Source organism: Amycolatopsis sp. PS_44_ISF1 (genome assembly GCF_032335455.1).
In the GTDB taxonomy this organism is placed as follows: domain Bacteria; phylum Actinomycetota; class Actinomycetes; order Mycobacteriales; family Pseudonocardiaceae; genus Amycolatopsis.
In genome coordinates this window covers 103,351-129,918 of the sequence record NZ_JANUXO010000001.1, presented here as the reverse complement: position 1 = coordinate 129,918, position 26,568 = coordinate 103,351, and the positions used below count along the sequence as shown (strand labels likewise).

Genomic DNA, 26,568 nt, shown 5'->3' with positions numbered 1-26,568 from the left:
ATGGCTGAGATCGTTCTCGACAAGGTTTCCAAGAAGTATCCCGACGGGGCGCTGGCGGTGTCCGAAGTGGACATCACGATCGCCGACGGCGAGTTCATCATCCTCGTCGGCCCCTCCGGCTGCGGGAAGTCGACCACGCTCAACATGGTGGCGGGGCTGGAGGACATCTCCTCCGGTGAGCTGCGCATCGACGGCGAGCGGGTCAACGAGAAGGCGCCGAAGGACCGGGACATCGCCATGGTGTTCCAGTCCTACGCGCTGTACCCGCACATGAGCGTGCGCGAGAACATGGCGTTCCCGCTGCGGCTGGCCAAGGTGGACGAATCCGTGGTCAGGTCCAAGGTGGAGGAGGCGGCGAAGATCCTCGACCTGAGCGGCCACCTCGACCGCAGGCCGGCCAACCTCTCGGGCGGGCAGCGGCAGCGGGTGGCCATGGGCCGCGCGATCGTGCGCAACCCCAAGGCGTTCCTGATGGACGAGCCACTGTCCAACCTGGACGCCAAACTGCGCGGGCAGATGCGCACCTCGGTGTCGAAGATCCAGAAGCAGCTCGGCACCACCACGCTGTACGTGACGCACGACCAGACCGAGGCCATGACCCTGGGCGACCGGGTGGTGGTGCTGCGCGGCGGGTACGTGCAGCAGGTCGGCGCGCCGCAGTTCCTCTACGACAACCCGGCGAACCTGTTCGTGGCCGGGTTCATCGGCTCGCCGTCGATGAACTTCGTGCCGGCGACGCTGGAGAACGGTGAGCTGCGCAGCCCGCTGGGCACCACGCCGCTGACCGACCGGATCCGCCGGATGGCCGAGGCGGCGGACGCGCCCCGCGAGGTGATCGTCGGCGTGCGGCCGGAGCACTTCGAGGACGCGGCGCTGGTCGAGTCCGCGGGCGGCAGCACCTTCACCGCCCGGGTGGACGTACTGGAGTCGATGGGCTCGGAGAAGTTCGCCCACTTCACGCTGGAGGGCGGCGCCGCGACCTCGGCCGAGCTCGCGGAGCTGGCCGCGGACAGCGGTTCGGCCGACGTGCCGGGCGGCGATTCCCAGGTCGTCGCGCGGCTGTCGGCCGCTTCGGCCGCCCAGGAGAACGCCGAGGTCCGGCTCTGGTTCGACCCGGACAAGGTCAAGCTGTTCGACCCGGCGAACGGCCGCAACATCACCTACAGCGAGTAACCCCGGAGGTGAGCCCGGTGCCCGGCTGGGGTTTCCCCGCCGGGCACCGGCGTATGCGGCTCCGGGAATCCGGCCGGCTCGGTCACGGCACCTTCGCGAAGACGACGGCCGCGGCGGTGCGGGTGTCCGCGCAGGCGGCGTCGCCGGCCGAGCCGCTGGTGTCCACCACGTCCACCTCGACCTGCTCACCGCGGCCCGCCGCGCCGGGGGCCGGCTGCGTGGCGATGGCGTGGCAGAACGCGCCGTCGGCGGCCACGCGGGCGGACCGTCCGCCCAGCACCTCGGTCGGCCCGGCGGGCGCCGACGGCTCGACCGAGAACTTCACGCTCAGCCGCCCGCGGATGCAGGAGTGCCCGGACAGGGCCACGGCCGGCTGGGCGCCGGCCCCGCTGACGGCGTCGAGGTCGGGCCCGCTCAGCAGCGCGCACGCGTCGACCCGGCCCCACGAGCGGTCCGCGAAGTCCTGGTGCCGAACGTGGTTCCCGCTGATGGCGGCGAAGACCCCGCTGACGGTGGCGTCGGCGTCGGCGCAGCGGTCGGCGTTCGCCGAGGGGCCCGCGGAGTCGGTGACCGCGACGTTCAGCCGGATGCCGTCGGCGAAGGTGATCACCCGTGCGCACGAGGTGTCCGCGTCGAAGCTCGACTCCGCCACGGCGAGGCCGTCCGGGATCACGCCGGGGTAGCCGTAGTAGGGCTTGACGTTGGGATCGGCGTCGGCGCGGAGCGGGCCGACGGCCACCTCGCGGTGCCGGCCGTTCTGGACGAACTCGCCGCGGCAGGAGTCGAACGAGGAGTCCGGCCGGTCGGCGGTGGCGCCGCGCAGCCGGCCGACGTCGAGCAAGCTGCAGTAGTCGAGCGTGGTGAACTCACCGAGCGCCGCGCTCGCCGTCAGCGGGGTGGGCGAGGAGTCTTCGGGGGCCGCCGGCGCGCCGGCGCAGCCGGCCAGGGCCAGGGTGCCAACGAGCGCGACGACTACAGGTCCGAGTGGGTTGCGCACGGGGTGAAGTATCACCACGAACGGCGCAAGCACCAGCCCTGACCGGGAAATCTCACCGTCCCCGACAACGTCTTCGCAGGTCAGCGTCGGAAAATTGGGCACCGGCCGGAGGATTCCACCCCTGAGCCGGCCGTCCCCTAGGGGCCCGGATCGTCCCGCGGGGCGATGCGCGCGCCCCGCTCGCCGTGGTGGCATGGGACCAAGCACCCATCGGGAGGGGAAGACGATGACCACCACCGTCACACGCCGGCTCAGCCGTCCGCGCAACGACCGCAGGATCGGCGGGGTGTGCGCCGGGCTCGGCCGCCGCTTCGGCGTCTCGGCGGGCAAGGTGCGGCTGCTGGCCGTGCTGTCCTGCCTGCTGCCGGGCCCGCAGTTCGTGGCCTACCTGATCCTCTGGGCGATCATCCCCAGCGAGTAGGGCTCAGGAGCGGCCGCGCCGGTTCCCCGTCGCGGCCGCTCACGAGTCCTTGCGCTTGGGCAGCCGCCACGCGCACATCGCCTCGTCGATCTCGTCCTGGTCCAGTCCGGGGTGGGGCAGGTCGGAGGCGCGGCCCGGCTCGGCGCGCAGCCCGTCGAGGATCAGGGCCAGGCAGCGGCGCCACAGCCGCGGCTCGATCTGGCCGGTGTACTCCACGACCGAGCCGATCATCTGGTGGATCAGCGGCAGGTCGGTCGGCACCACGTCGGCGCGCAACTGGCCCGAGGCCTGCGCGCGCTCGACGAGCCGGGTGATGAGCGGCACCATCCGCGCCTTGGCGTCGGCCACGTGATCGTGCCCGAACGCCTTCGACAGCATGATCTCGCGCAGCCCGCGGTCGCACGAGTGCAACTCGGCGGCCTGCCAGGTGAATTCGACGAAGCCCACCCAGGGGTCCTCGTGCTCCAGCGCTTGGGCGGCGAGGTCGGTCAGGTCTTCCATCCGATCGGCGAACATGGCCTCGACCAGGTGTTCCTTGCTCGGGAACCGCCGGTAGACGGTGCCGACGCCCAGCCCCGCGTGGTGGGCGACGTCGTCGAGGGTGGCCTCCAGCCCGCGCCGACCGAAGACGGCTCGCGCCGATTCGAGCATGCGACGGCGGTTGAGTTCGGCATCACGCCGCAGCGGCCGCGCCGGTGCGGCGGGAGCAGCGTCCCGGGTCATGAAGACCAGGTTACCAAAATAAGTCGAGGCGGGTTCTCCGCTTTTTGTGTACCTTGGTCGACGTAAGGGGAGGTACTTACTCCACATAGCGCTGTGATCACTACCAGTGAGGGATTCGCCCGCATGACAGAGCCAACGGCCACGCTCGAACGTCCGGGGGAGGACGCGCCGAGCCACGCCGACAACCCGCACCACGCCCGGCGCTGGCTGATCCTCGTGGTGATCGGCCTCGCCCAGTTGATGGTGGTGCTCGACGCCACCGTCGTGAACATCGCCCTGCCCTCGGCCCAGGCCGACCTGGGCTTCTCCAACGACGCCCGCCAGTGGGTGGTCACCGCGTACGCGCTCGCGTTCGGCAGCCTGCTGCTGCTCGGCGGGCGGCTCGCGGACCTGTTCGGCCGCAAGAACGCCCTGCTGGTCGGTCTCGCCGGCTTCGCCGCGGTGTCCGCGATCGGCGGCGCGGCGGGCAACATCGAGATGCTGCTGATCGCCCGGGCGGCACAGGGCGTGTTCGGCGCGCTGCTCGCGCCGGCCGCGCTTTCGCTGCTCACCACCACGTTCACCGACCCGAAGGAGCGCGGGCGGGCGTTCGGCGTGTTCGGCGCGATCGGCGGCGGGGGTGCCGCGATCGGCCTGCTGCTCGGCGGGGTGCTCACCGAGTACCTGGACTGGCGCTGGTGCATGTTCGTGAACATCGTGTTCGCGGTGGTCGCCTTCGTCGGCGGCGCGATCCTGCTGCGCCGCCAGGAGTCCGGCGGCCCGCGCCCCAAGCTCGACCTACCGGGCACGGTCACCGCTTCGGCCGGGCTGTTCGCCCTGGTCTACGGCTTCTCCAACGCCGAGCACGACTCGTGGGGCTCGGTCTCGGTGTGGGGCTTCCTGGCCGCCGGACTGGTGCTGCTGACCGCGTTCGTCTGGCTGCAGCAGCGGGTCCGGCACCCGCTGCTGCCGCTGCGCGTGCTGCTCGACCGGGACCGGGGCGGCGCGTACCTCGCGATGTTCCTGCTCGCCATCGGGATGTTCGCGATCTTCCTGTTCCTGACCTTCTACGTGCAGCTGAACCTGAAGTTCACCCCGATCCAGAGCGGGTTCGGCTTCCTGCCGATGGTCGCCACCCTGATGATCGCCGCGACCACCGCGACCAGCGTGCTGCTGCCGCGGTTCGGCCCGCGGCCGCTGGTGCCCACGGGCATGCTGATCGCGGGGCTCGGGCTGTTCTGGCTGAGCGGCATCTCCATCGGCAGCACCTACGCCGGCGGCGTGCTCGGCCCGCTGATGGTGATGGGCCTGGGCATCGGCCTGGCCATGGCGCCCGCGATGAGCGTCGCGACCTTCGGCGTCGACCAGCACGACGCGGGGGTCGCCTCCGCGACCGTCAACACGATGCAGCAGGTCGGCGGCTCGATCGGCACGGCCCTGCTGAGCACCCTGGCGGGCAACGCGGCTTCGTCCTTCATCGCCGGTCGCACCCCGACGCCGCAGCTCGCGGCGGAGGCCGCGGTGCACAGCTACACCACCGCCTTCACCTGGGCGGCGGCGATCTTCGTGGCCGGCTCGGTGATCACCGCCCTGCTCCTGCGCTCGGGAGCGCCGAAGGGGCAGGCCACGGTGACCGCGGTGCACGTGTAAGCGGTCTCGGACGTCGGCGACGCCGGGCCCCTCCCGACCTCGGCCGGGAGGGGCCCGGGGTCGTGATCGTCCGAAATGGACGAATAACCGGGTCGGCCGCGGGGCCTCAGTGCCGCCGCGCGCGCAACGCCTCGATCACCTCGTCGTCCCAGCGGTGGGTGCGGATCAGCCGGTAGCGCTCGGACGCCACCCACATGTAGGCCTCCGCGTCGGTGCGGTCGCCGATCAGGTCGGCCTGCCGGAGCAGGTCGACGACGGGGGTGTACTCCTCGTCGAACCAGCGTTGGGCCAGGGCACCCCGCTCGCTGAAGCGGCCCTCGTCCTGCATCAGCCGGAAGCCCCAGGCCTCGACGTGCTCGCCGAGCCGCGCGTAGTCCCACGGGTCCGAGACGATCACCGAAGCCCGGGCGTGGCCGGTCAGCGGCACGCGTTCCAGGAACAGCCGCCGGTAGTCCTTCACGATCAGGTCGCCGCGGTAGCGGATGCCGCTCGGGTCCAGCTTCGTGCGCACCACCGTCACCGAAGCCTCCGTTGTGGACACCCCCTGGGCCAGTGCCACGGAGACGCGGTGGTGGCCGTCGATGATGAAGTGCAGCTCGCCCACGCGGTAGACCTCGATCGGCGGAATCTCCTCGCCCCGGCGGGCGGCTAGCGCGAGCCGTTCCCAGCGTTCGCGCACCCGCCCGGAGGTCGGGCGGAAGCGGCGGTCGAAGTCCCGGCTGCGGTCCACCGTGCCGACGATCGAGTCGAGCCGGATCACCCGCAGCCCCAGCCGGGCCTCGCCCGCGTAGCCGAGCGCCTCCACCACCTCGTGGAACGGCAGCATGATGTTCACGTCGTCCGGCTCGCGGCGCAGCCAGGTGGCCAGCCGGGACAGGACCTGGCCGCGCCGGGCCCGGAGGAAGTCGTGCTCGGCGTCGGCGCGGGGGAAGCCGGTGGGTCGGGTCATCGCGGGAACTCCATGATTCGGTGCCCCACCACGTTGCGCACGGTGGTGGGCCCGACCCGGCGGTCGGGCACCGGCTCACCGTGGGGGTGGATGTGGCCGTGCAGCAGCCACCGCGGCCGCAGCGTCTCGATCGTCCGGTGCAGGCAGGAGAAGCCGCGGTGCGGCGGGTCCTCGCGGTCGCCGAGGCGCCGGGGCGGGGAGTGGGTGAGCAGCACGTCGACCTCGCGGCCGTCGCGCCACCGCCGCCACCGGGCCCGCCGTTCGAGCGCCCGGGCGCGCCGCGAGGCTTGTCGCTGCGTCCACTGGTTCGGGCCTTCGTTGTAGCGCACCGAGCCGCCGAGGCCGGCGAACCGGATCCCGGCGACGTCCACCACCCGCCCGTCGGCGTTGACCCCGCCCGCCGGGCCGGGCCACTCGGTCGGGAAACCGTCCTTCATGGACAGTCCGCCGTAGCGCGTGTAGCCCGACAGGTCGGGGTCGTGGTTGCCGGGTACGAAAACGCACGGCACGTCGAGGGCGTTGGAGAGGAACTCGAGGTAGTCGTAGGGCAGGTCGCCGGCCCCGACGACCAGGTCGACCCGCAGCGCGCGGACCGCACCGGTCCACAACCGCTCGTCGACCTCGTCGGCCACCACCAGCGCTTTCGGCATGTGCCCAGGGTAACGGGCCGCGGCGCTACTTCATGCCGTGCGAGAAGCCCGGGTTGAGGCTGATCACGGTGACGATCGCGAGGATCCAGGCGAGGCTGAGCGTGACGGCCCAGAACTTGAGGTTGGTCAGCAGACGAGGCATCGGAGTACTCCTGCAGGGCTACCGGGTGGGGGAAGGGGACGGGGCCGGCTAGAGCCAGCCGTTCTTCCTGAATATTCGGTAGAGCAGCAGGCAGATCGCGAAGATCACGCCGACCACGAGCGGGTAGCCGAACTTCCAGTGCAGCTCCGGCATGTAGTCGAAGTTCATCCCGTAGATGCCGGCGCCCATGGTCGGCACGGTGATGATCGCCGCCCACGAGGTGATCTTGCGCATGTCGGTGTTCTGCTGCAGCGAGATCTTGGCGACGGTGGCGTCGACCAGGGTGCTCAGCAGCTCGTCGAACGCCGCCACCCGCTCGGACACGGTGGCGAGGTGGTCGGCGACGTCGCGGAAGTAGGAGCGGACCTCGTCCGGCACCAGCCGGGTGTAGCCCTCGGCCAGGCGGGACACCGGCGTGCCGAGCGGCATCACCGCGCGCCGCAGCTCCAGCACCTCCCGCTTCATCAGGTAGATCTGCTCGGCGCTGACCAGCGAGCGCGGCGCGAACACCTGCGCCTCGATCTCGTCGATGTCGGCCTCGATCCGGCTGGTGACCTCCAGGTAGTGGTCGACCACGTGGTCGGCGATGGCGTGCACGACGGCGGCGGGCCCGAGGTCGAGCCGCTCCGGGTCCTCGTCCAGGTCGCGGCGCAGCCGGGCCAGACCGGAGTGGTTGCCGTGCCGGACGGTGATCACGAAGTCGCGGCCGAGGAACACCATCAGCTCGCCGGTCTCGACGATCTCGTTGGCCGTGGTCGGCGACTCGTGCTCGACGTAGCGCACGGTCTTGACCACCATGAACAGCGTGTCGTCGTAGCGCTCCAGCTTGGGCCGCTGGTGGGCCTCCAGCGCGTCCTCCACGGCCAGCTCGTGCAGCCCGAAAGTGTCCGCGACGCCCTGGATCTGCTCGGCGTCCGGCTCGTGCAGCCCGATCCAGACGAAGCCCGCGTGGCGCTTGCGGACCTCGCCGATGGCCTCCGAATGGGTCCAGCGCCCCGGCAGCCGCTTGCCCTCCACGTACACCGCGCAGTCGACCACGTAGGCCGACAGCGGGACGGGGATCGGGCGCGGGGCCGTCGCCTTGGCGCGGTTTCCGCCGCGGCCTCGAAGGCCGCCGAGCGAGGGAATGGCAGGCATGGAATCTCCTGAGCTGGCGTCGTGGTGGAGCACGAAGACGACGGCCAGGCGGACTTGCACGTCCGCCCGTTACCAGCGTTCCCGGATCGCCAGGCCTACCAGCAGGAGCGGGGGAGACCGGCCGAAGGGGGAACGCTGGGACTACTAGGGAGCGGACTATCGCCACTACTCATGGGGCGTTCCTCACCTCCTTCGGTCCGGCGCGGTCGTGAGACGCGGAGAGTGGTGGGGCTCGCGTTGACGCACGAACACCAATGGTTGAGGGTACTCCTCACCACGATTACGTGTCGCACGCGGCTCAGGCGGCGTTACGCGGACGGGAGGCAGACGGGTGCAATTCGGCCGGTACTACGAGGAGTTCGAGGTCGGCGCGGTGTACAAGCACTGGCCGGGCAAAACGGTCACCGAGTACGACGACCACCTCTTCTGCCTCCTGACCATGAACCACCACCCGTTGCACCTCGACGCCCACTTCGCCGGTGAGACCACCGACTTCGGCAAGAACGTGGTGGTCGGCAACTACATCTACTCGCTGCTGCTGGGCATGTCGGTGCCCGATGTCTCCGGCAAGGCCATCGCGAACCTCGAGGTGGAGTCGCTCAAGCACGTGAAGCCGACCTTCCACGGCGACACGCTCTACGGTGAGACCGAGGTGCTCGGCAAGACGCCGTCGAAGTCCAAGGACGACCGCGGTGTGGTGCACGTGGAAACCCGGGGCTACAAGCAGGACGGCACGATCGTGTGCACCTTCCGCCGCAAGGTGATGGTGCCGAAGCGGTCCTACGGCGACACCCGGGGTGGCGAGCAGCCCGGCCGCCCGACGCCGCACGAGTGAACCGACCGGACCGAGGAGCACGGGTGGCCATCGCCCTGGAAAAGATCAAGCAGACGCTGCGTGAGTTCGCCGAGGTCGAAGCGCGCGGCGTCTCCCCGCTCTACGACCACCTGGCCACGCGCGCGGCCGAGGACGACGAGGTGGCCGGCCTGCTGGCGGACGCCCGTGGCGGCGAAGCCCGCGGCACGCTGCTGATGGCCGCGGCCCACCGGCTGGTCCAGGCCGACCCGATCCATCCGCTCTCGCGGTACTACCCCTCCCTCGGCGGGTTCGACGGCGTGGACGGGGAGACCTGGCCGCTGTTCCGCTCGTTCCTGCTGGAGCGGGCGGACCAGGCCCGGGAGATCATCGCTTCGCGCTACACGCAGACCAACGAGGTGCGCCGCGCCGCGCTCGTCTACCCGGCCATCGCCGCGGCGGCCAGGGAGGCGGCCGGCAAGATCGCGCTCCTCGAGGTCGGGTGCAGCGCCGGCCTGCTGCTCGGACTGGACCGCTTCGCCTACCGCTACCAGTGCGACGGCGGAGAGCAACTCGTCGCGGGCCCGGCCAAGGCCGCCGTGGGGTTGCACTGCAGCCTGGACCTCGCCCCGGGCGCGGTCCTGCCGAAGCTGCCGAAGAAGATCGCCATCGGTGCCCGCGCGGGCCTGGACCGGGCTCCCGTGGACCTGGCCGACGAGGACGAGCTGGCCTGGCTGGAGGCCTGCGTCTGGGCCGACCAGCCCGACCGGATCCGCCTCCTGCGCACGGCCGCGGCGGAGCAGCGCAAGCACGCGCCCACCCTGTTGACCGGTGACGGCATCGACGACCTGGAGTCCGCCGCCGCTTCCCTGCCGGCGGAGCTGCCGCTGGTGGTGCTGACCAGCCACGCCCTGGCCTACTTCGGCGACCGCCGCGCCGCTTTCGTGGAGGAGCTGGCGAAGCTGTCGAAGGACCGCCCGGTCTGGTGGGTGACCGAAGGGTTCTACGGCGCGGCCCTGGACCTGGTCCTGCCGGACCGCCCCGACCTGGCCGCCGCGGTACCGGGCACGGGGGAGATGTGCGTGCTGGGGCTGATCCACTTCACGGACGGCCGGTCCGAGGCCCGCGCCCTGGCCCGGACCACACCGCACGGGCAGCGGATGACCTGGCTGCCCGCCTAGCCAGGCGCCCGGACGGCCCGCTGAACCGGACGGCCCGGACGGTGCTTGGGCTTGACCGGAGAGCTTCGGCCGGGCGTCCTCGGCTAGCGACAGAGGCCGGGCAGCGGGCTGGGTGGGTCTGGCTGCACGCCGGGCGTGACCGGAAGCTGTGGCCGGAAGACGCCTGGGGGCTGCGATTCGCTCAGTGGCGGCGCGGCTCAGCCCGGTGAAGCCGCCGGTCGGCGGTCGACGTGGTGGTCGGCTCGGTCGCAGCGGAATCGGCCGTCCGGCGGCGGGCGGGGCGGTCCGATCGCCCGATGGGCGGCCATCCCGCCGGTCGGCGGATCCGCCTGCTCACCGGCCGGTCGATCGGTGAAGGGCGGCCCACCGCGCAGCGCGACCCAGCCTCTCCGCACTCAGGGTCACAGGCGCCACTTTCACCCCATCATTCGCACCGGGTCCGCTCACCCCCGTCCGGCCGACACCCCCACTCATGCGCATGAGCGATAACGAATACCGCCAATTGCCCCATTCGCCGTGCTCAGCCGGTGAACAACCGCCATTGGCCTTTCCGCGTCACAGTCGCGCGTCTCCCTTTGCCGACACGCCGCCACGAAAATGCGAACACCATTCCTCACCTCCGCGGCAGCGCTCCCCAGTCACGCAATGTCACGAAGAGCAATTCCGCGAGCTGGCCCGCGGCGTCCATCGCGACCAGTTCGGCCGAGTCGACCCAGCGGGCGGCGTCCGCGTCGTCGCCCGCGGTGAGCGTGCCGCCGGTGACGGTGCACGAGTAGTCGTAGATGTCGTAACGGCCGCGGACCGCGTTGCCCACAAGTGTGTGCGGTGTCACGTCGAACCCGGTCTCCTCGCGCAGCTCCCGCACCACGGCCATCTTGTCCGTTTCGTCCTGTTCAACCCGTCCTCCGGGCACCGACCAGAGGCCCTTGCCGGGCGCGTTTCCGCGCTGGATCAACAGGAGTCTGCCCAGGTCGTCGAACACGATGCCGCCGACGCAGCGCACGTGGGGGTCCATGTCCGCCGACGTTAGCCAGTGCGCTCCCGGTCCGGAATCGCGGTGCTGTACACGGAGAGTAGTCATACGGTACACTCCGATCGCCCTGCTGACCCATGCGCGGGACTTTCCTCCCGCTCGGGCGGTCGGTGCGGTACAACGTAGAAAGTCAGTTTTTCCGGTGTCACGTTAAGAGACGGGATTGATCGCTGTGAACGCGAAGAAGCTTGCGGGTCTCGTGGGTATCGCGTTGGTGCTGTTCTTCGTGATTGCCCAGCCGGATCACGCGGCGGGTCTCGTCGGCAACATCGTCGACTTCCTCCGCAGCTCGGCTGAATCGGTGATCACGTTCGTCAGCGGCGTCTTCCACGGCTGACAGGAGCTACCCTCGAACCATGTTCGCGCCCCGCGATCCCGACGAGTACCTCCTCGACACCGAGCGGCGGGTCATCCGCATCCGCCGCCACTGGGCCGTGCTCCTGTGGGACACCTTCGAGGCCGCCGCGCTGCTGGCCGTCTGCGTCCTGGTGTCGTACCTGCTGCCGCCCTCGCTGTGGGTCGTGCAGAACATCCTCTGGTACATAGCCCTGCTGGTCGTGCTGCGGTTCGCCTACGTGGTGGTCGAGTGGTGGGTGGAGCGGCTGGTGGTCACCGACAAGCGGTTCGTGATGACCACCGGCGTGTTCACCACCAAGGTGCTGATGATGCCGATCAGCAAGGTCACCGACCTCACCTACCAGCGCACGGCCTGGGGCCGGATGCTCGGGTACGGCACGATGGTGGTCGAGTCCGCCGGCCAGATCCAGGCGCTGAACAAGATCGACTACCTGCCCCGGCCGGAGGAGTTCTACGACACGATCTCCGAGCTGGTGTTCGGCGACAAGCAGAAGCAGGCCGAGCGCTTCTCGATGATCAAGGCACAGCGCGCCGCCCGGGGCAAGAAGCCGGTCGGCTGACCCCCTGGGCGTTGTCCCAGGTACCGGCGTCGATGTGACGCAGCGCATCGTCGATGATGGACACGATGCGCATCGACCTGCACGCCCACTCCACGGCCTCCGACGGCACCGACAGCCCCGCTGAGCTGATCGCCGCCGCGACGCGGGCCGGTCTCGACGTGGTCGCGATCACCGACCACGACACCACCGCGGGCTGGGTCCCGGCCGCTGCCGCCGTGCCGCCCGGCCTGGTCCTCGTGCCCGGGGCCGAGCTGTCCACGGTGTCCGACGAACCGGACCGGCCCTACCCGGTCAGCGTGCACCTGCTCGCGTACCTGTTCGACCCGGCCTCGCCGGCGCTGGTCGCCGAGCAGACGCGGCTGCGGGCCGAACGCCGCACGCGGCTGCGCGCGATGGCCGACCGCATGGCCGCGGACGGGCTCCCGGTCGACGCCGACGAGATCATGGGCCTGCTGCCCGCCGACTCACCCGCCGGCCGTCCCCACCTCGCGCAGGCGCTGGTCCGCGCGGGCCTGGTCGGCAGTGTCGACGAGGCGTTCGCCGACTACCTCAGCAGCCGGCGCGGGTACTACGTGCCGCGGCGCGACACCCCCGTGGAGGAGGCGATCGACATGATCGCGGCCGCGGGCGGCGTCACGGTGATCGCGCACCCCTTCGCGTACAGCCGCGGGGCGACGATCAGTGAGGACACCCTGCGAAAGCTGGCCGGGCGCGGGTTGACCGGCGTCGAGGTCGACCACCCCAACCACACCGCGCAGACCCGGGTCCGGACCCGGGAGCTGGCCGGCGAACTCGGGCTGGTCCGCACCGGTTCGAGTGACTACCACGGCACGAACAAGACCATCGGGCTCGGCCAGGACACCACCGACCCGGGCCAGTTCGAGGAGCTCGTCTCGCGCGCCGTCGGTTCCCAGATCGTGAGGGGGTGAGATGGTGCTCTCGGACTTCTTCGACGCCAAGCTGTTCATCAGCGCCACCATCACCCTGGTGGTGATCATGGACCCACCCGGCACGGTGCCGGTGTTCCTGAGCCTGGTCGGCCGCAAGCCGATGGCCACCCGGGTCAAGGCCGCGCGGCAGGCGGTGCTGGTCTCGCTGCTGGTCATCTCGCTGTTCGCGGTGGCCGGGCAGGCGATCCTGGCCTACCTCGGCATCGGCATCCCCGCGTTGCAGGGCGCCGGGGGACTGCTGCTGCTGCTCATCGCGCTCCAGTTGCTGACCGGCAAGGGCGGCAGCGAGCCCGAGGCCAGCGACGACGTCAACGTCGCGCTGGTGCCGCTCGGCACGCCGCTGCTGGCCGGACCGGGGGCGATCGCGGCGACGATCGTGTTCGTGCGCCAGGCCGACGGCCACCTCGGCGCGTACATCGCGCTGGCGCTGGCGATCGTCGCCGTGCACTTCGTGCTGTGGACGTGCATGCGCTTCTCGGGCGTGGTCATCCGGCTGATCAAGGAAAGCGGCATCACGCTGCTGGCCAAGATCGCCGGTCTGCTGCTCGCGGCCATCGCGGTCGAGCTGGTGGCCAACTCGGTCAAGGGCTTCATCGACGGTTCGGGCTGAGAACTTTCGTTCAGTGGCAAGGGTTTCCGGGTGCCCCGGTGGTCACGGAGCGGTCCGGGGAGGCGCCCCGCTCCGGAAAGTGTCGGTGGTGGTGCGTAGCGTGGGCGCCGACTCCAGGAGAGGGGGCGGCGTGAAGGAACAGCTGGGGTTCGACTTCGGGGTCGAGCAGCCGCAGCGGCTGACCAAGGTCTCACCGGCGCGGCTGGCCACGTTCGAGGACTGCCCGCGCCGCTACCGCCTGAACTACCTGCAGCGGCCGACTCCGCAGCGCACCGGCCCGTGGGCCCACAGCACCCTGGGCGCGGTGGTGCACAACGCTTTGCGCGCGCTGCTCGACCTCCCGGCGGCCAAGCGCACGGCGCAGCGGGCGATGGCGCTCGTGGCTGAGCACTGGAAGGACGCGGGCTTCGCCGATGCCGAGCAGGCCGCGCGGTACCGGGCCCGGGCCCAGGGCTGGGTCGCGGAGTACGTGGAGGACAACGACGTCAGCGAGGACCCGATCGGGCTCGAGCGCTGGGTTTCGGCTCCGGTCAGCCCGGCCGGCGGACCGCCGACGCTGATCATCGAGGGCCGGGCCGACCGCATCGACCAGCGCGGTGGTGAGCTGGTGATCGTCGACTACAAGACGGGGCGGCGGGAGCCGGACGAGTACGAAGCGCGGGCGTCGCAGGCGTTGGCGATGTACGCGGTGGCGTCCTCGCGGACGTTGCGGATGCCGTGCACGAAGGTCGAGCTGCACCACCTGCCGACGGGCACCGTCGCGGCCGCCGAGCACACCCCGGAAACCTTGCGGCGCCACCTCGAACGCGCCGAGGAGACCGCCGGAGACCTCCGCCTCGCGACGGATACCCTGGACGCGGGCGGCGACGGCGACGTCCTCTTCCCCGCCCGCCCCGACCGCCGCTGCTCCTGGTGCGACTTCCGCCCGAGCTGCGCCGAGGGCCAGCAGGCGGCGCCGGGGCTGCCGTCGTGGGAGCTGCTCGCCCCCTGACGCCGCCCCTGGAAGACGACGGCCCGGATCAGCGTTCGCCGACGACCCGACTGCCCGGACCGCCGTTGCCCGGAATCTGACTGCCCCGACGGAGATTGGACCGACGAGAACGTGGCGTCACCCGACACCGAGAAGCTGGCGACCGTTCCCCTGCGCACCGGCGACCGCCCGGGCGCGGATGCGGCGGCGGAGGCCACGGCCGAGTTGCCCACCGACGCCGAGGGGGCGGCCGACGCGACGGTGGAGCTGACGGTGGAATCCGTTGCTGGGCGGGCGAAAGCCGAAGCCGAAACGGGGACCGGACCCGAAGCCGGAACCGGTGGGGCTGGGACGGCCGATGGGGCGGGGGCAACTGGAACCGAGGCGGGGAAAGCCGCAGTAACGGCTGGCGAGACTGGGACAGCCGTGGCCGGTGAAGCGGGGGCACCCGGAGCGGTGACCGGTGGGCCGGGGCAAGCCGGAGCGGTGACCGGTGGCGCGGGGCAAGCAGGAGTGGTGGCTGGTGGGCCGGGGGCACCCGGAGTGGTGGCCGGTGGGCCGGGGCAAGCCGGAGCGGTGACCGGTGGCGCGGGGCAAGCAGGAGTGGTGGCTGGTGGGCCGGGGGCACCCGGAGTGGTGGCCGGTGGGCCGGGGCAAGCCGGAGCGGTGACCGGTGGCGCGGGGGCACCCAGAGTCGTTGCCGGTGGGCCCGGGCAAGGCGGAGCGGTGGTCGGTAGGCCGGGGCAGAGCGGAGTCGTAGCCGGTAGGGCTGGGACAGCCGGAACCATAAATGGTGGGGCAGGGCAAGGCGGAGCTGTAACTGGTGGGGCCGGGCAAGGGCAACCCGGCGTCGTGGTTGGTGGGGCTGGGGCAGCCGGAGCTGTAGCTGATGGGGCGGCGAAACCCGGAGCCTTGGCTGGGACAGCGGTGGCTGGTGGGCCGGGGCAAGGCGGAGTGGTGGCTGTTGGCGCGGGCGCAGCCGGGACCGTGGCCGGTGGAGGTGGTGGAGCCGGGGAAGCCGGAGTCGTGGCTGACCATGCGGTCGTGAAGGAGCGGGGGCGGTGGTGGCGGGGGTTCACCGGCTCGATCGCGGCCGGGCTGGCCGTGCTGGCGGTGGGTGTGCTGGGCGAGGCCGTGGTGGGCTCGGCGACCGGTGCGCCGGGGCCGGGGCTGTTCCTGCTGATCGGTCATCCGGTCGCGGCGGTGGCGGCGTTGCTCGTCCAGCGCCAGGCCGATCGGCGGAACGGGACGGTCGCCGGGGTGGCCGGGATCGGGGTCCTGGTGATCGCGTTCGTGGCGCTGACGTTGTTCTGGTGGGCCTGAACCGGCCGGAGGTCACTTCAGCGCGGCCACGGTGGGGCCGCGCTGCTCCAACAGCACCGGGCCCAGTTCGGTCAGCCGGACCGGGCCGGCGTAGTCACCGCGGTTGACGCCGACGGTGCGGATGGTGGAGCCGTCCGGTTCGTTCAGCACGGCCAGGCCGCCCTTGATCGGGACGACCAGTTGGCGGGCGAAGGTGATGCCGGGGCCCAGGGTGCCGTCCAGGGTCCAACGCGGGGTGAGGTCGTCACGGGAGAGGGCGACGGTCTTCGTGCCGGTGAACCAGTAGATGCCGCTGTCGGTGCGGGAGGTCGGCTCGACTCCGCCCGCTGGGTCGCCAGCGAGGTCGCCCGCCGGCAGGTTCATCGGGTACGCGGACTTCTCCGCCCCGTCCGCACCGTAGATGACCAGCAGTTTCTCCTCCGGCAGCAGCACCGCGGTCAGGTCGCCCGACATCGCGATCACCCGCGCGCGCGAGCCGGCCAGCACCGAGCTGAACACCACGGGCGGCTCGTCCTCGTGCTCGCCCGTCGCCTTGTAGACGGTGAGCCGGTCGTGCGGGTCGCCCGGGCAGCGCTCGATCACGCCGACCTTGTCCGCCGCCGCGGCGACCGTGCCGTAGGTGCAGCCGGTGCGCGGCTGCTTGTTCGGGTTCACGATGGCCGGGACCTGGCCGTACTCCATGCTCTTCACCAGGTCGTCGCGCCAGGTGTCGAGCAGTCGCCGGCCCGTGGTGGTGACGTGGCTGCCGTCGCTGACCAGCCGGGTGCCGAGTTCGGCGTCGCCGTTGCGCTGCGCGGTGATCCGGCCGGTCGCCGGGTCGAGCTGCGTGACCTCGCTGCAGCCCTGCGACTTGTGGTACACGGCGTTCACCCGGCCCCAGGCACTGTCCACAGTGCACAGTTGCAGGTTGTCCCGCGTGTAGTGCCAGCGGATCCGCCCGGTGAGCGGATCGCGTCCGGCGACCTCGCCGCCGTCGGCGGTGGTGGCGGTGCCGCCCTCGCCGATCGGGACGGGCGTGGCCGAACTGGGCGCCTGCCACAGCTGGGCCATCGAGCCCGGCACCGCTTCGGGCGCCGGCGGCAGAGCGGGCGGCGGCTCGGCGAGCGCGCGGCTGGTGTGCAGGTTGTCGCTGTTGGCGGCCACGATCAGCGCGACCACCACCACGACCACCGCGATCAGGGCCGCGATCACCCGGTCCCGGCCCCGGTTCCACTGCGACTTCCGCGCCTTCACCGAAGGCTTGCTGCCCCGGCCTGGAGCGACGTCGTGCGGTGACGGGATCAGGGCATCCTCGTCGCCGTACGCCGATGGCTCGGCCTTGTAATACTTCGCTCGGTGCGAGGGTGGCTCGGCTTCGTGCTGCTTCGCCTCGTACGCGGCGGGCGCGGCCTCGTGCTTCTGCGCGCTGCCCTCGACGGGTGCGGTTTCACTGGAGCCGAAGCGCCCGGCGTCGAGGTTCTCGACGCCGGGCGTTCCGGTGTTCTGCTGCTGGCCGTCGGCGGGGACGCCCGCTACGTCCGATCCGGGCTGTTCCGGTGGGGTGAACCCGACACCGTCCCCGTGGTCGCTCACGTGCCTTGCTCCCGCCGTTCGGCTCCGCTGTTCCCTCAGTCTGCCGACGCAGGTGTATCAGACGTCGCGGAGGGGCGGCGACGGCGGCGGCGACGGGCCGGGCGCTCACCGTTTTCGCCGGAGGAGTCCTTCTCGGCCGAGCCGGCGGGGCCGGTGGCTTCGGGGCTCGAGTTGCCCGCGCCCCGCGAGCGACGGCGGGAGCGGCTGCGCTCGCCACCCTCCGCGGAGTCCGGGGACGAGTCCGCAGCCGCGTTGTCGGCGGCTTCCACGGCCTCGGCCGCCCGCGCGCCGCCGCGGGTCCGCTTGCGCGGGGTGCGGTTGCGCTTGCGCGGGGCCTCTTCGGCGTCGGGGCCCGGGCCACCGGCGTTGCCACGCCCGGGACCGCCCCGGCCACGGCGCTTGCCGCCCAGGTCCTCTTCCTCCTCCGCGGCCAGCCCGGCGCGGGTGCGCTTGGACAGCGGCAGCCGCCCGGTCGTGCCCTCCGGGATGTCCAGGTCGTCGAACAGGTGCTTCGACGAGGAGTAGGTCTCCACCGGCTCCGGCTGGTCCAGGCCGAGGGTGTCCGAGATGAGCTTCCAGCGCGGGATCTCGTCCCAGTCGACCAGGGTCACGGCGACACCGGTGCGGCCCGCGCGGCCGGTGCGGCCGATGCGGTGCACGTAGGTCTTCTCGTCGTCCGGGCACTGGTAGTTGATCACGTGCGTGACGTCGTCGATGTCGATGCCGCGGGCGGCCACGTCGGTGGCGACCAGCACGTCGACCTTGCCCGAGCGGAACGCGCGCAACGCCTGCTCCCGCGCGCCCTGGCCCAGGTCGCCGTGCACGGCGGCGGCGGCGAAACCGCGTTCCACCAGGTCGTCGGCCACCTTCTGCGCGGTGCGCTTGGTGCGGCTGAAGATCATCGTCAGCCCGCGGTCCTTGGCCTGCAGGATGCGGGCGATGACCTCGGGCTTGTCCATCGAGTGCGCCCGGTAGACGAACTGGGTGGTGCGCTCGTGGATCGCGCTCGCGTCGTTCTCCTCGGCGCGGATGTGCGTCGGCTGGCGCAGGAAGGTGCGGGCCAGCGTGATGATCGGGCCGGGCATGGTGGCCGAGAACAGCATGGTCTGCCGCTCGTCCGGCACCATCCGCAGGATGCGCTCGATGTCGGGCAGGAAGCCCAGGTCGAGCATCTCGTCGGCCTCGTCGAGCACCAGTCCGCGGACCTTGCCCAGCACCAGGTCCTGGCGCTCGGCCAGGTCGAGCAGCCGGCCCGGGGTGCCGATCACCACGTCGACGCCCTTGCGCAGCGCGTCGATCTGCTGCTCGTAGGGGCGGCCGCCGTAGATGGCCAGCGTGCGGATGCCGAGGTGCTTGCCCGCGCCCTTGAGGTCGCTGGCCACCTGCACGCACAGCTCACGGGTCGGGACCACGACCAGCACCTGGGGGGTGCCGTCGCCGGGGACCTGGACGCGGTGCAGCAGCGGGACGCCGAAGCCCAGCGTCTTGCCCATCCCGGTGCGGGCCTGGCCGATCAGGTCGTCGCCGGCCATGGCCAGCGGCAGGGTGAGCTCCTGGATCGCGAACGTGCGCTCGATGCCGGCCTCGGCCAGCGCGCGGACGATCTCCGGCTTGACGCCGAACTCGGCGAACGTGGGGGCCTCGGGCGTGACCGGGGCCCCGGCCTGCAACGGGTGCGAAACGTCGAGCGCGGGCGGTGCGCTCTCACTGTGCTCGAGGGCCGCCGCGGCCGTCTTTCCCGTGGTTTCGGTGGTGGAACCTTCTGCGGTCAGGGTGATCGCCTCTCTCGTGACCAGCGCGCACAGGCCGGTTTGTCACTCGACACTCGACCGGGGGCTCGGGCTCGCACCGGCTTACGGTGTCGGAGCCGTCCACCCGGGAATGCCGCTGGAGGCGTGCACGCACAATTTGCGGCGGGCCCGGTTGCCCTGGTGGCGCCGGTCGCCCGCCTGGTTCCCGCCGCCCCATGGCGTGCGGAAGCTTGGTCTATCCACCCGCAGTGTAGCTGGTCAGGAGTTTTTCGACAGTACCGGGCGCGGCGGGCCGGGTGGGATCGGTCTCTTCCCGGCGGTCAAGGCCCGTTCGGCGGTACCCTCGTCGCCGTGACCGAGGCGAAAGAGATCAGCGAAGGCGTCGTCGACCTGCTCGGCGTGATCGCCTATCTCGAACTTTCCGCGTTCGACCGGATGGCCGAGGACGCCCGCAGCGCGCCCACCCTGGCCGGGCGCGCCGCGCTGGCGTCGATGGCCGCGGCGGAGATCGGTCACTACGACCTGCTGGCCGCGCACCTGGCCGGCAGCGGCGTCACGGTCGAGGACGCGATGGGCCCGTTCGTGGCGCAGGTGGACGCCTGGCACGCCTCGACGCGCCCGAAGTCCTGGCTGGAGTCATTGGTCAAGGCGTACGTCGGCGACGGGCTGGCGGCCGACCTCTACCGCGAGATCGCCAGCTGGCTCGACGCCGAGACCAAGGACCTGGTGCTCACCGTGCTGGCCGACACGGGCCATTCGGCGTTCGCCGAGCGCGAAGTCGCCGCCGGGATCAAGGCCGACCCGAAGACGCGCGACAAGCTCGCGCTGTGGGGCCGCCGCCTGCTCGGGGAGGCGCTGACCCAGGCCCAGTACGTCGTCGCCGAGCGCGATGGCCTGGCCGAACTCATCGTGGCCGGCTCGGGCGACCTGTCGGGAATCGGCGCGCTGTTCCGCCGGTTGCAGCAGGGGCACACCAAGCGCATGCAGGCCCTCGGTCTCGGCTGAGGCCCGTGACGTCGCCTCACCGCGCGGACGCGCGGCACCGGAGCGCGGTGCTTCGGCTAGCCTTGCCAGGCGTAACAACATCGAATTTTCTGCGGAGGTCCCACGTGGAGGTCAAGATCGGCATCAAGGACACCCCGCGCGAGCTGGTGGTGTCCAGCGGCCAGACCGCCGACGAGGTGGAGCAGCTGGTCGCCGACGCGCTGACGGCCGGTGACGGGCTCTTCCGCCTCAACGACGAGAAGGGCCGCAAGTACCTCGTGCCCGCCGACCGCATCGCGTACGTCGAGATCGCCCCCTCGGACACGCGCAAGGTCGGTTTCGGCGTCAGCGGCTGAGGCCCGGCTGGACAACGCAGGGAGGCCGCTCCGGGATTTCCCGGGGCGGCCTCCCTGCGTCTTCTCAGGCGTTGAGCTCTTCGAGGCTGGTCGGCACCGCGAACGGCGGGGTCGAGGTGCCCATCACGCGGTAGCGGCCCCACGGGTCGGGGTCGGACAGCTCGCCGGCGGCGGTGCGGTCACCGGCGCGCAGCTCGCACGCCTTCTTCTTCCCGCCGGCCAGCTCGGCGACGGCCGGGTCGGCGGCGATCCGGCCGTACCAGTGGTAGTAGCCGTCGATGGGCTGGAAGTACCCGCGCAGGTCGACCTCGACCGCCAGCTCACGGCCGTCGGCGACCAGCGTCGCGGGGCCGGTGTAGCCGTCTTCGTCGTGCTCGCTCATGACCGTGCTCCTCTGCTCAGCCGGCGTCGCTGTCGGCCGGGTCCTGCGGGTTCTCCGAACGGCCGAGCTGGACGACCTTGTTGGCCTCCAGCGGCAGGCTCGGGTCGATCACCACGCCGTGCTGGCGGGTCAGCCCGTCGATCGCGGCCCAGATGATCTGCGTGAGGTACTCCACGACCGAGTCGCGGCTCATCGAACGGCGGTCGAGCCACCACTCACCGGTGCTCTGGACCATGCCGACGATGCCGTGCGCCCACGGCTCGGCGGCGCCGGAGTCCATCGTGAACATCCGCATGTAGTCCCCGAGCAGCGCGGTCAACGCGGTGGCTATGACCTCCTTGTCCTCGGCCACCACGTCGGAGTCCACGACCTTGCCCGGCAGTCCGCCGTGTGCGAGCAGGCGGTAGAGGTTCGGGTGCTCCTCGATCACGGTGAAGAACGCGTCGAGCGCCATCCGGATCCGCGGCACCGGCGCCAGTTCGGCGTTGATGGCCGGGATCAGCCGCTCGAAGAGGATCTCCGTGCCGCGCTGGCCGAGGGCCACGTACAGGTCGGCCTTGTCCTCGAAGTGCCGGTACAGCACCGGCTTGGTGACGCCCGCCTCCGCGGCGACGTCCTCCATGCCCAGGTCGGGACCGTGGTTGTCGAGCGCCCGCAGCGCGGCTTCGACGAACTCCGCGCGGCGGGCGATGCGGTGCTTGCGCCAGCGGTCGCGCCGGGCGTCGCCGGTCGTCGCCTCTCCGGAAGCGGGTTGCTTGCCGGACTGCTTGCTGGAGCGCTTGACACGTTCGATCACGCCGGTCATGCTACCAGAGGTAACTGTTACCTCGGGTTACATGTATGTGGCACCGGCGCCGGAAGGGGCGAGTTCATGACGCGGACGCTCAAGGACACGGACCGGGACAGGACCGCCGAGCGGCTGCTGAAGTCCTCGGCGAACAAGTTCTACGACCCCGACGTCGACATCGACTGGGCCGCGCCGCTGGTCGAGGGCAAGAAGTTCATCCTCGACGAGCGCTCCTCGCTCTACGGCACCGAACTGTGGGACAAGCTGAGCCCGGAGCAGCGGATCGAGCTGGGCAAGCACGAGGTGGCCAGCGTGGCCACCACCGGACTGTGGTTCGAGATCCTGCTGATGCAGATGCTGCTCAAAGAGGTCTACGAAGAGGACCCGACCACGGCGCACGCGCAGTTCGCGCTCACCGAGATCGCCGACGAATGCCGCCACTCCACGATGTTCGCGCGCATGGCCGCGCGGATCGGCTGCCCCGCGTACGGGCCGGTGCCGGTGCTGCGCCGCTTCGCGAAGCTGATGCCGGCCATTTCCTACGGCCCCGCGCGCTACGGCGCGATCCTGGTCGCCGAAGAGGTGCTCGACCGGCTCCAGCGCGAGCAGATGGCCAGCGAGCAGGTCCAGCCGCTGGTCCGGATGGTCAATCGCATCCACGTGCTGGAGGAGGCGCGGCACGTCACGTTCGCCCGCGAGGAGGTGACGCGCGGGATGGCGAAGCTGTCGAAGGCGGAGATCGCCTACCAGCAGTTCACCATCGCGCTGATCTCCTACTTCGTCACCCGCGCGTTCATCAACCCGAACGTCTACAAGGCCGTCGGCATCCGCCCGCGCGACGGCGTCCAGGCCGCGCTGACCAACCCGCACTGGCAGGCCACCATCGCCTGGGCCGGGGAGAAGATCATGCCGTTCCTGCAGGAGTCCGGGCTGGTGGGGCTGCCCGGAAGGTACTTCTGGCGCAAGTCGTTCCTGCTGCCGAAGGGCGAGTAGGCCGTGACCACCGCCGAACGGCTGCGCCACCCGGCGCGGGAGCACCGGTTCGTCACCAGCGACGGCTGCGCGCTGCACGTGGAGGTCTCCGGCCCGGCCGACGCCGCGGTGACGCTGGTGCTGGTGCACGGCTGGACGCAGGACCACCGCACCTGGGACGGGGTGGTGTCCGCGCTCGGCCCGGCGGCCCGGGTGGTCCGCTACGACCTGCGCGGCCACGGCGGTTCGGGGCCGGCCCGCGGCCGCAGCGCGACGATCCCGCGCCTGGCCGACGACCTGGCCGAGCTGATCGCCGCGCGGGTGCCGTCCGGGCCGATCGTGCTGGCCGGGCACTCCATGGGCGGGATGACCGTGATGGCGCTGGCCGAACGGCATCCGGAGCTGGTGGCCTTGCGCGTGGCCGGGGCGGCGTTCGTGGCCACGTCCTCGGGCCAGATGGACCGGATCACGCTGGGCCTGCCGGGGCTGGCCGGGGAGTTCTCCGTGCGGTTCGAGCGGCGGCTCGCGAAGACACTGGCCCACCGCCGCGGCGAGCGGCTGCCGCTGAACCCGGCGGTGGTGAGCTCCGGGGCCCGGTTCCTGGTGTTCGGGAACCACCCGCGGCGGGCCGACGTGCGGCTGGTCGCCGAGCAGCTGCTGTGCGCGCACCCGGCGAGCCTCGGCGAGTTCCAGGACGCCATCTCCACGCACGACCGGCGGGTCGCCCTGGCGGCCCTGCGCGGCACGCCGACGGTGGTGCTGGCCGGGGAGAAGGACCGGCTGTGCCCGCTGGCGCACGCCAAGGTGATCGCCGACGAGCTGCCGGACGCGGAGTTCGTGCGCTACCCGGGGGCCGGGCACATGCTGCCGCTGGAGCGCTCGGGTGAGGTGGCGGTCCGGATCGGGGCGCTGGTCCGGGCGGCCACCCCGCGCACTCGTCCGTGAGCGGCCGGGCCGGCTCCCACCGTCCTGGTCCCCGACGTCCCTGACGACCCCGATCCGGGGCGGGGACCCTCAGCTGTCCTTGAGCGGGAACCCTCCGCCGACCCCGCGCCAGGCCAGGTTGGCGGTCAGCGCCACCGCCTCCTCCTTGCTGATCGCCTGGTTGTGCTGGAGCCAGTAGCGGGCGCTCACCTGGCTCATCCCGACCAGGCCCACGGCCAGCAGCCGGGCCTTGTCCTCGTCCAGGCCCGCGTCCGCGGTGATCGTCTCGGTGATCGCCTCGACGCTGGCCGAGGTGGCCCGGTCCACCGCCTCCTGCACGGCCGGCTCGCCCCGCAGGTCCGATTCGAAGACCATGCGGAAGGCGCCGGCGTCGTTGCTCACGAAGTCGAAGAACGCCGCCACGGTGGCGGGCACCCGCTGCCGGTTCTCGGTGGTCGAGTCCAGTGCGCCCTTGACCCGGGCGACCAGATCGTCGACGTGGCTCTCCAGCAGCGCGATGTAGAGGTCCAGCTTCCCGGGGAAGTGCTGGTAGAGCACCGGTTTGCTGACACCGGCCTCTTCGGCGATCTCGTCCATCGCCGCGGCGTGGTAGCCGTTCTCGGCGAAAACGCGTTGGGCGGCCGCCAGGAGCTGGGCGCGGCGTTCCGTCCTCGGCAGCCGGACTCCCCGTTGCTGCAGTCGCGCCATGTCGGTCATTGTCCCTCCCGTCCGCGGCTTCGACGGGCGGGGTCACCACCGCGTGAAGTGGTGTTGAGATTACTCGTCGGTATGCCGGAAACGCCAAGGGTCGGGCATTCTGGATCCGTGACCAGTCCGACCGCCCGAACCGCCGCCCGCGCGGCCCTGACCCACGTGCCCCTCTCCACACGGCCGCTGCCGCCGCTCGAACCGGTGCTCCCGCCCTGGCCGGGGGCGGTCGAAGAGGTCGGCGGCGTCGCGCTCAACGTCCGCCGCACCCCGGGCCCGGACGGCCCGGTCGCGGTCTACGTCCACGGGCTCGGTGGCTCGTCCAGCAACTGGACCGACCTCGCCGCGCTGCTCTCCCCGGTCGCCACCGGGCGGGCGGTCGACCTGCCGGGCTTCGGCTACTCCGAGCCCGAAGAGCCGTTCGACTTCAGCCTCGGCGCACACGCGCGAGTCCTCGCGAAGTACGTGGAGGGGCTCGGTGCCGGGCCCGTCCACCTGCTCGGCAACTCCATGGGCGGCGCGGTCGCCCTGCTCCTCGCGGCCCAGCGGCCCGAACTGGTCCGGACGCTCACGCTCATCTCGCCCGCGATGCCGGACCGCCGCCCGGACCCGCGCCGGCTGTCCGACCCGTTGATGCCGCTGCTGCTGCTGCCGGTGGTGGGCTCGCGCGTGCGCCGGCGGATGGCCGCGCTGACCCCGCGTGAACGCGCGGCGCAGGTGATCCGGCTGTGCTTTCACGAGCCGGAGCGGTTCCCGGACGCGCGGTTGGACGAGCTGGCCGAGGAGCACGGCGCGCGGGCCGCGCTCGCCTGGGCCGCACCGGCCCTGGCCCGCAGCACGTTCGGCATCTTCCGGGCCTGGTCGGCCCGGGGCGAGGGCTCGCTCTGGGCGGTCGCGCCGCGGGTGCACGCACCCACGCTGATCGTCTGGGGCTTGCACGACCGGGTGATCTCGGTCCGCCGCGCGCCCCGCACCGCGCGGCTGCTGCCGCACGGCCGGCTACTGGTGCTCCCCCGAACCGGCCACGTGGCGCAGATGGAACGTCCGAACGTCGTAGCGCGGGCCGTGCTCGGGCTCTGGGAGTCGGCGGAAAACGGTCAATGGTAGTCCGAACGGGTGAAAGATGATCTCTCGGTAATGCGCCAGTCGCTTTCGGCATCACCGTGCGGTTATGGCACTCTGGGGCGGTGGACCGGCTCAGGCACGACGCTCGAGGAGACGACCAGCGGGCTTCGTACGCCGGGTCGTCGCGGCGCACGTCGTCGTCCGGGTCGGGTGCTCCACCGGCCTCGTCCGGCTCGGCCAAATCTTCGTCCGGCTCGGCCCGCAAGCCCGCGAACTCCCCGCTGACCGACACCGGTTCGCCCCGCGTGGGGCAGTTCCGCCCCTCGAAGCCCCCGGCCCAGCGCATCGGCGAGGACCGGTACCGCCCGGGCACTCGCCGGACCACCGGGGAGCCGCTGCGCGCGTCGTGGCAGCCGAAGGGCGAGGGCGAGCCCGAGCGGCCCGCCCGCCGCCCGGCCCGGAAGCCCGGCGGCGGCGTCGGCAAGTTCATCAAGACCTACGGCTGGCGGGTGTACGCGCTGCCGATCCTGGTGGTGATCACCGCGCTGGTGGTGTTCAACACCGCCACCGGCCCGCCCGAGCCGGGCACGTCCGGGGCCGCGACCGGCGAGGCGGCTGTCGGCGACTCCGCGGCGGGCGCGATCGACGGCGGCGACGGCATCCCGGAGAACCCGGCGAAACCGGTCGACGTCACCGTGCCGACCGCGGAACTGCCCACCGGCGGCGCCTTCACCCAGGACGGCAAGGGCACCTGGCACGTCGTCCCGGGCTCCGGTCCGGTGGTCGGCCGGGCCGGCAAGCTCTACACCTACACCGTCGCGGTCGAGGACGGCATCGACCCGTCCAGCTACGCCGGTGACGACAGCTTCGGCACCGCGGTCCAGGGCATCCTGTCCGATCCGCGCAGCTGGACCTGGAACGGCGAGATCCGGTTGCAGCGGGTCGACGTCAGCTTCCCGGACCCGGACTTCCAGGTGAGCCTGACCTCGCCCAACACCACGCACCGGGCCGACGCCTGCGGGTTCCAGATCAAGTTCGAGGCCTCCTGCTACCGGCGCAGCATGGGCCGGGTGCTGATCAACCTGGCCCGCTGGGTGCGCGGGGCCAAGGTCTACGGCGCGGACATGACCGGTTACCGCCAGTACGCGATCAACCACGAGGTGGGCCACGCCCTGGGCAACATCCACGTCGGCTGCCCCGGCAACGGCCAGCCCGCGCCGGTGATGATGCAGCAGTCGTTCGGCGTGGCCGACGACTACGTGGCCGCGCTCAACAACATCCCCGGCGGCGACAAGGGCAAGGTGGCCGCCGACCACCACGTCTGCGTGCCCAACGCCTGGCCGAACCCGACCCCGCCGCAGTAGCCGCACAAAGCAACCCCTTTCCCACGATCTGGACCGGGGGAAGGCGCGCTTGCGTGCGCGCGTTGTAGACACTGGGATCGACAACGCGATCCGCGCGAGATGGAG

At 71.6% G+C, this 26,568-nt stretch carries 28 protein-coding genes; 17 read left to right on the top strand and 11 right to left on the bottom strand.

Translation table 11 applies throughout. The features are described 5' to 3' along the window. The gene (locus NYF13_RS00560; RefSeq protein WP_315653491.1) at positions 1 to 1,173 is read left to right on the top strand and encodes a sn-glycerol-3-phosphate ABC transporter ATP-binding protein UgpC; all 1,173 of its coding nucleotides are present in this window, start codon (positions 1 to 3) and stop codon (positions 1,171 to 1,173) included. An 82-nt stretch (positions 1,174 to 1,255) separates the two neighbouring features. Here the strand turns inward: NYF13_RS00560 and NYF13_RS00555 are convergent, their stop codons facing one another. Then, positions 1,256 to 2,170 carry a hypothetical protein gene (locus NYF13_RS00555; protein ID WP_315653490.1) on the bottom strand — a complete coding sequence of 305 codons (915 nt, stop codon included), beginning with the start codon at positions 2,168 to 2,170 and terminating at the stop codon, positions 1,256 to 1,258. Between the two features lie 226 nt (positions 2,171 to 2,396). Between NYF13_RS00555 and NYF13_RS00550 the strand changes: the two genes are divergently transcribed. Continuing rightward, entirely contained in the window at positions 2,397 to 2,591 is a 195-nt protein-coding gene (locus NYF13_RS00550) for a PspC domain-containing protein (protein ID WP_315653489.1), read from the top strand. 39 nt (positions 2,592 to 2,630) lie between these two features. On the opposite strand, the gene NYF13_RS00545 is transcribed toward NYF13_RS00550, so the two are convergent. Beyond that, positions 2,631 to 3,314 carry a TetR/AcrR family transcriptional regulator gene (locus tag NYF13_RS00545; protein ID WP_315653488.1) on the bottom strand — a complete coding sequence of 228 codons (684 nt, stop codon included), beginning with the start codon at positions 3,312 to 3,314 and terminating at the stop codon, positions 2,631 to 2,633. Positions 3,315 to 3,437: 123 nt separating this feature from the next. Between NYF13_RS00545 and NYF13_RS00540 the strand changes: the two genes are divergently transcribed. Next, positions 3,438 to 4,943: an MFS transporter gene (locus NYF13_RS00540; RefSeq protein WP_315653487.1), complete on the top strand. Its 1,506-nt coding sequence runs from the start codon at positions 3,438 to 3,440 to the stop codon at positions 4,941 to 4,943. Between the two features lie 106 nt (positions 4,944 to 5,049). On the opposite strand, the gene NYF13_RS00535 is transcribed toward NYF13_RS00540, so the two are convergent. The 3 genes from NYF13_RS00535 to corA form a co-directional block, all read right to left on the bottom strand. Continuing rightward, positions 5,050 to 5,892, bottom strand: a complete 843-nt coding sequence (locus NYF13_RS00535) for a chromosome partitioning protein ParB (protein ID WP_315653486.1) — start codon at positions 5,890 to 5,892, stop codon at positions 5,050 to 5,052. After that, positions 5,889 to 6,542, bottom strand: coding sequence for a metallophosphoesterase (locus NYF13_RS00530; protein ID WP_315653485.1), 654 nt, complete (start codon positions 6,540 to 6,542; stop codon positions 5,889 to 5,891). The genes NYF13_RS00535 and NYF13_RS00530 overlap by 4 nt, the downstream gene beginning before the upstream one ends. Positions 6,543 to 6,732: 190 nt before the next feature. Continuing rightward, positions 6,733 to 7,821, bottom strand: coding sequence for a magnesium/cobalt transporter CorA (corA, locus tag NYF13_RS00525; RefSeq protein ID WP_315653484.1), 1,089 nt, complete (start codon positions 7,819 to 7,821; stop codon positions 6,733 to 6,735). Between the two features lie 331 nt (positions 7,822 to 8,152). Here corA and NYF13_RS00520 point away from each other — a divergent pair, with 331 nt between their 5' ends. Together NYF13_RS00520 and NYF13_RS00515 are read left to right on the top strand one after the other, a co-directional pair. Beyond that, complete coding sequence (locus tag NYF13_RS00520; protein WP_315653483.1) at positions 8,153 to 8,656, top strand: MaoC family dehydratase; 504 nt, start codon at positions 8,153 to 8,155, stop codon at positions 8,654 to 8,656. A gap of 23 nt (positions 8,657 to 8,679) precedes the next feature. Next, on the top strand, positions 8,680 to 9,795 hold the full coding sequence (locus NYF13_RS00515) for a DUF2332 domain-containing protein (RefSeq protein ID WP_315653482.1): 1,116 nt from the start codon (positions 8,680 to 8,682) through the stop codon (positions 9,793 to 9,795). A gap of 613 nt (positions 9,796 to 10,408) precedes the next feature. Here NYF13_RS00515 and NYF13_RS00510 read toward each other — a convergent pair. Beyond that, positions 10,409 to 10,810, bottom strand: a complete 402-nt coding sequence (locus NYF13_RS00510; protein WP_315653481.1) for an NUDIX domain-containing protein — start codon at positions 10,808 to 10,810, stop codon at positions 10,409 to 10,411. Positions 10,811 to 11,000: 190 nt separating this feature from the next. Between NYF13_RS00510 and NYF13_RS00505 the strand changes: the two genes are divergently transcribed. The 6 genes from NYF13_RS00505 to NYF13_RS00480 all read left to right on the top strand — a co-directional run bounded on the left by NYF13_RS00505 (position 11,001) and on the right by NYF13_RS00480 (position 15,598). Beyond that, the gene (locus NYF13_RS00505) at positions 11,001 to 11,165 is read left to right on the top strand and encodes a hypothetical protein (RefSeq protein ID WP_315653480.1); all 165 of its coding nucleotides are present in this window, start codon (positions 11,001 to 11,003) and stop codon (positions 11,163 to 11,165) included. Positions 11,166 to 11,184: 19 nt separating this feature from the next. Then, on the top strand, positions 11,185 to 11,745 hold the full coding sequence (locus NYF13_RS00500; protein WP_315653479.1) for a PH domain-containing protein: 561 nt from the start codon (positions 11,185 to 11,187) through the stop codon (positions 11,743 to 11,745). 65 nt (positions 11,746 to 11,810) lie between these two features. Continuing rightward, positions 11,811 to 12,674 carry a PHP domain-containing protein gene (locus NYF13_RS00495; RefSeq protein WP_396286080.1) on the top strand — a complete coding sequence of 288 codons (864 nt, stop codon included), beginning with the start codon at positions 11,811 to 11,813 and terminating at the stop codon, positions 12,672 to 12,674. Position 12,675: 1 nt separating this feature from the next. Next, a complete protein-coding gene (locus tag NYF13_RS00490; RefSeq protein WP_315653478.1) occupies positions 12,676 to 13,305 on the top strand; it encodes a MarC family protein in 630 nt (209 codons plus the stop codon). 130 nt (positions 13,306 to 13,435) lie between these two features. Next, on the top strand, positions 13,436 to 14,296 hold the full coding sequence (locus NYF13_RS00485; RefSeq protein WP_315653477.1) for a PD-(D/E)XK nuclease family protein: 861 nt from the start codon (positions 13,436 to 13,438) through the stop codon (positions 14,294 to 14,296). A gap of 1,023 nt (positions 14,297 to 15,319) precedes the next feature. Next, positions 15,320 to 15,598: a hypothetical protein gene (locus tag NYF13_RS00480; RefSeq protein WP_315653476.1), complete on the top strand. Its 279-nt coding sequence runs from the start codon at positions 15,320 to 15,322 to the stop codon at positions 15,596 to 15,598. Between the two features lie 12 nt (positions 15,599 to 15,610). Here NYF13_RS00480 and NYF13_RS00475 read toward each other — a convergent pair whose 3' ends face one another. Next, positions 15,611 to 17,170: a hypothetical protein gene (locus NYF13_RS00475; RefSeq protein ID WP_396286064.1), complete on the bottom strand. Its 1,560-nt coding sequence runs from the start codon at positions 17,168 to 17,170 to the stop codon at positions 15,611 to 15,613. 35 nt (positions 17,171 to 17,205) lie between these two features. After that, positions 17,206 to 18,840: a DEAD/DEAH box helicase gene (locus NYF13_RS00470; RefSeq protein WP_315653475.1), complete on the bottom strand. Its 1,635-nt coding sequence runs from the start codon at positions 18,838 to 18,840 to the stop codon at positions 17,206 to 17,208. A gap of 432 nt (positions 18,841 to 19,272) precedes the next feature. Here NYF13_RS00470 and NYF13_RS00465 point away from each other — a divergent pair, with 432 nt between their 5' ends. Continuing rightward, complete coding sequence (locus NYF13_RS00465) at positions 19,273 to 19,926, top strand: ferritin-like fold-containing protein (RefSeq protein ID WP_315653474.1); 654 nt, start codon at positions 19,273 to 19,275, stop codon at positions 19,924 to 19,926. Positions 19,927 to 20,030: 104 nt separating this feature from the next. Then, positions 20,031 to 20,261, top strand: a complete 231-nt coding sequence (locus tag NYF13_RS00460) for a DUF3107 domain-containing protein (protein WP_315653473.1) — start codon at positions 20,031 to 20,033, stop codon at positions 20,259 to 20,261. 64 nt (positions 20,262 to 20,325) lie between these two features. Here NYF13_RS00460 and NYF13_RS00455 read toward each other — a convergent pair whose 3' ends face one another. After that, on the bottom strand, positions 20,326 to 20,643 hold the full coding sequence (locus NYF13_RS00455; protein ID WP_315653472.1) for a DUF4873 domain-containing protein: 318 nt from the start codon (positions 20,641 to 20,643) through the stop codon (positions 20,326 to 20,328). A 16-nt stretch (positions 20,644 to 20,659) separates the two neighbouring features. After that, on the bottom strand, positions 20,660 to 21,448 hold the full coding sequence (locus tag NYF13_RS00450) for a TetR/AcrR family transcriptional regulator (RefSeq protein ID WP_315653471.1): 789 nt from the start codon (positions 21,446 to 21,448) through the stop codon (positions 20,660 to 20,662). A 66-nt stretch (positions 21,449 to 21,514) separates the two neighbouring features. Here NYF13_RS00450 and NYF13_RS00445 point away from each other — a divergent pair, with 66 nt between their 5' ends. Together NYF13_RS00445 and NYF13_RS00440 are read left to right on the top strand one after the other, a co-directional pair. Next, complete coding sequence (locus NYF13_RS00445) at positions 21,515 to 22,423, top strand: diiron oxygenase (protein ID WP_315653470.1); 909 nt, start codon at positions 21,515 to 21,517, stop codon at positions 22,421 to 22,423. A 3-nt stretch (positions 22,424 to 22,426) separates the two neighbouring features. Beyond that, positions 22,427 to 23,347, top strand: a complete 921-nt coding sequence (locus NYF13_RS00440; protein WP_315653469.1) for an alpha/beta hydrolase — start codon at positions 22,427 to 22,429, stop codon at positions 23,345 to 23,347. A gap of 69 nt (positions 23,348 to 23,416) precedes the next feature. Here NYF13_RS00440 and NYF13_RS00435 read toward each other — a convergent pair whose 3' ends face one another. Next, entirely contained in the window at positions 23,417 to 24,043 is a 627-nt protein-coding gene (locus NYF13_RS00435; RefSeq protein ID WP_315653468.1) for a TetR/AcrR family transcriptional regulator, read from the bottom strand. Between the two features lie 72 nt (positions 24,044 to 24,115). On the opposite strand from NYF13_RS00435, the gene NYF13_RS00430 reads away from it, so the two are divergent. Both NYF13_RS00430 and NYF13_RS00425 read left to right on the top strand, forming a co-directional pair. After that, positions 24,116 to 25,141, top strand: coding sequence for an alpha/beta hydrolase (locus tag NYF13_RS00430; protein ID WP_315653467.1), 1,026 nt, complete (start codon positions 24,116 to 24,118; stop codon positions 25,139 to 25,141). An 80-nt stretch (positions 25,142 to 25,221) separates the two neighbouring features. After that, the gene (locus NYF13_RS00425) at positions 25,222 to 26,463 is read left to right on the top strand and encodes a DUF3152 domain-containing protein (protein WP_315653466.1); all 1,242 of its coding nucleotides are present in this window, start codon (positions 25,222 to 25,224) and stop codon (positions 26,461 to 26,463) included. Positions 26,464 to 26,568 lie beyond the last annotated feature (105 nt).

What these genes read in the sequence shown, in the direction of transcription:
- NYF13_RS00545 (WP_315653488.1), bottom strand. Translation starts at nt 3,314, where the DNA reads ATGACCCGGGACGCTGCTCCCGCCGCACCGGCGCGGCCGCTGCGGCGT.
- NYF13_RS00510 (WP_315653481.1), bottom strand. Translation starts at nt 10,810, where the DNA reads ATGGACCCCCACGTGCGCTGCGTCGGCGGCATCGTGTTCGACGACCTG.
- NYF13_RS00450 (WP_315653471.1), bottom strand. Translation starts at nt 21,448, where the DNA reads ATGACCGGCGTGATCGAACGTGTCAAGCGCTCCAGCAAGCAGTCCGGC.
- NYF13_RS00490 (WP_315653478.1), top strand. Translation starts at nt 12,676, where the DNA reads ATGGTGCTCTCGGACTTCTTCGACGCCAAGCTGTTCATCAGCGCCACC.
- NYF13_RS00445 (WP_315653470.1), top strand. Translation starts at nt 21,515, where the DNA reads ATGACGCGGACGCTCAAGGACACGGACCGGGACAGGACCGCCGAGCGG.
- NYF13_RS00560 (WP_315653491.1), top strand. Translation starts at nt 1, where the DNA reads ATGGCTGAGATCGTTCTCGACAAGGTTTCCAAGAAGTATCCCGACGGG.
- NYF13_RS00535 (WP_315653486.1), bottom strand. Translation starts at nt 5,892, where the DNA reads ATGACCCGACCCACCGGCTTCCCCCGCGCCGACGCCGAGCACGACTTC.
- NYF13_RS00540 (WP_315653487.1), top strand. Translation starts at nt 3,438, where the DNA reads ATGACAGAGCCAACGGCCACGCTCGAACGTCCGGGGGAGGACGCGCCG.
- NYF13_RS00530 (WP_315653485.1), bottom strand. Translation starts at nt 6,542, where the DNA reads ATGCCGAAAGCGCTGGTGGTGGCCGACGAGGTCGACGAGCGGTTGTGG.
- NYF13_RS00455 (WP_315653472.1), bottom strand. Translation starts at nt 20,643, where the DNA reads ATGAGCGAGCACGACGAAGACGGCTACACCGGCCCCGCGACGCTGGTC.
- NYF13_RS00500 (WP_315653479.1), top strand. Translation starts at nt 11,185, where the DNA reads ATGTTCGCGCCCCGCGATCCCGACGAGTACCTCCTCGACACCGAGCGG.
- NYF13_RS00430 (WP_315653467.1), top strand. Translation starts at nt 24,116, where the DNA reads ATGCCGGAAACGCCAAGGGTCGGGCATTCTGGATCCGTGACCAGTCCG.
- NYF13_RS00495 (WP_396286080.1), top strand. Translation starts at nt 11,811, where the DNA reads ATGCGCATCGACCTGCACGCCCACTCCACGGCCTCCGACGGCACCGAC.
- corA (WP_315653484.1), bottom strand. Translation starts at nt 7,821, where the DNA reads ATGCCTGCCATTCCCTCGCTCGGCGGCCTTCGAGGCCGCGGCGGAAAC.
- NYF13_RS00435 (WP_315653468.1), bottom strand. Translation starts at nt 24,043, where the DNA reads ATGACCGACATGGCGCGACTGCAGCAACGGGGAGTCCGGCTGCCGAGG.
- NYF13_RS00550 (WP_315653489.1), top strand. Translation starts at nt 2,397, where the DNA reads ATGACCACCACCGTCACACGCCGGCTCAGCCGTCCGCGCAACGACCGC.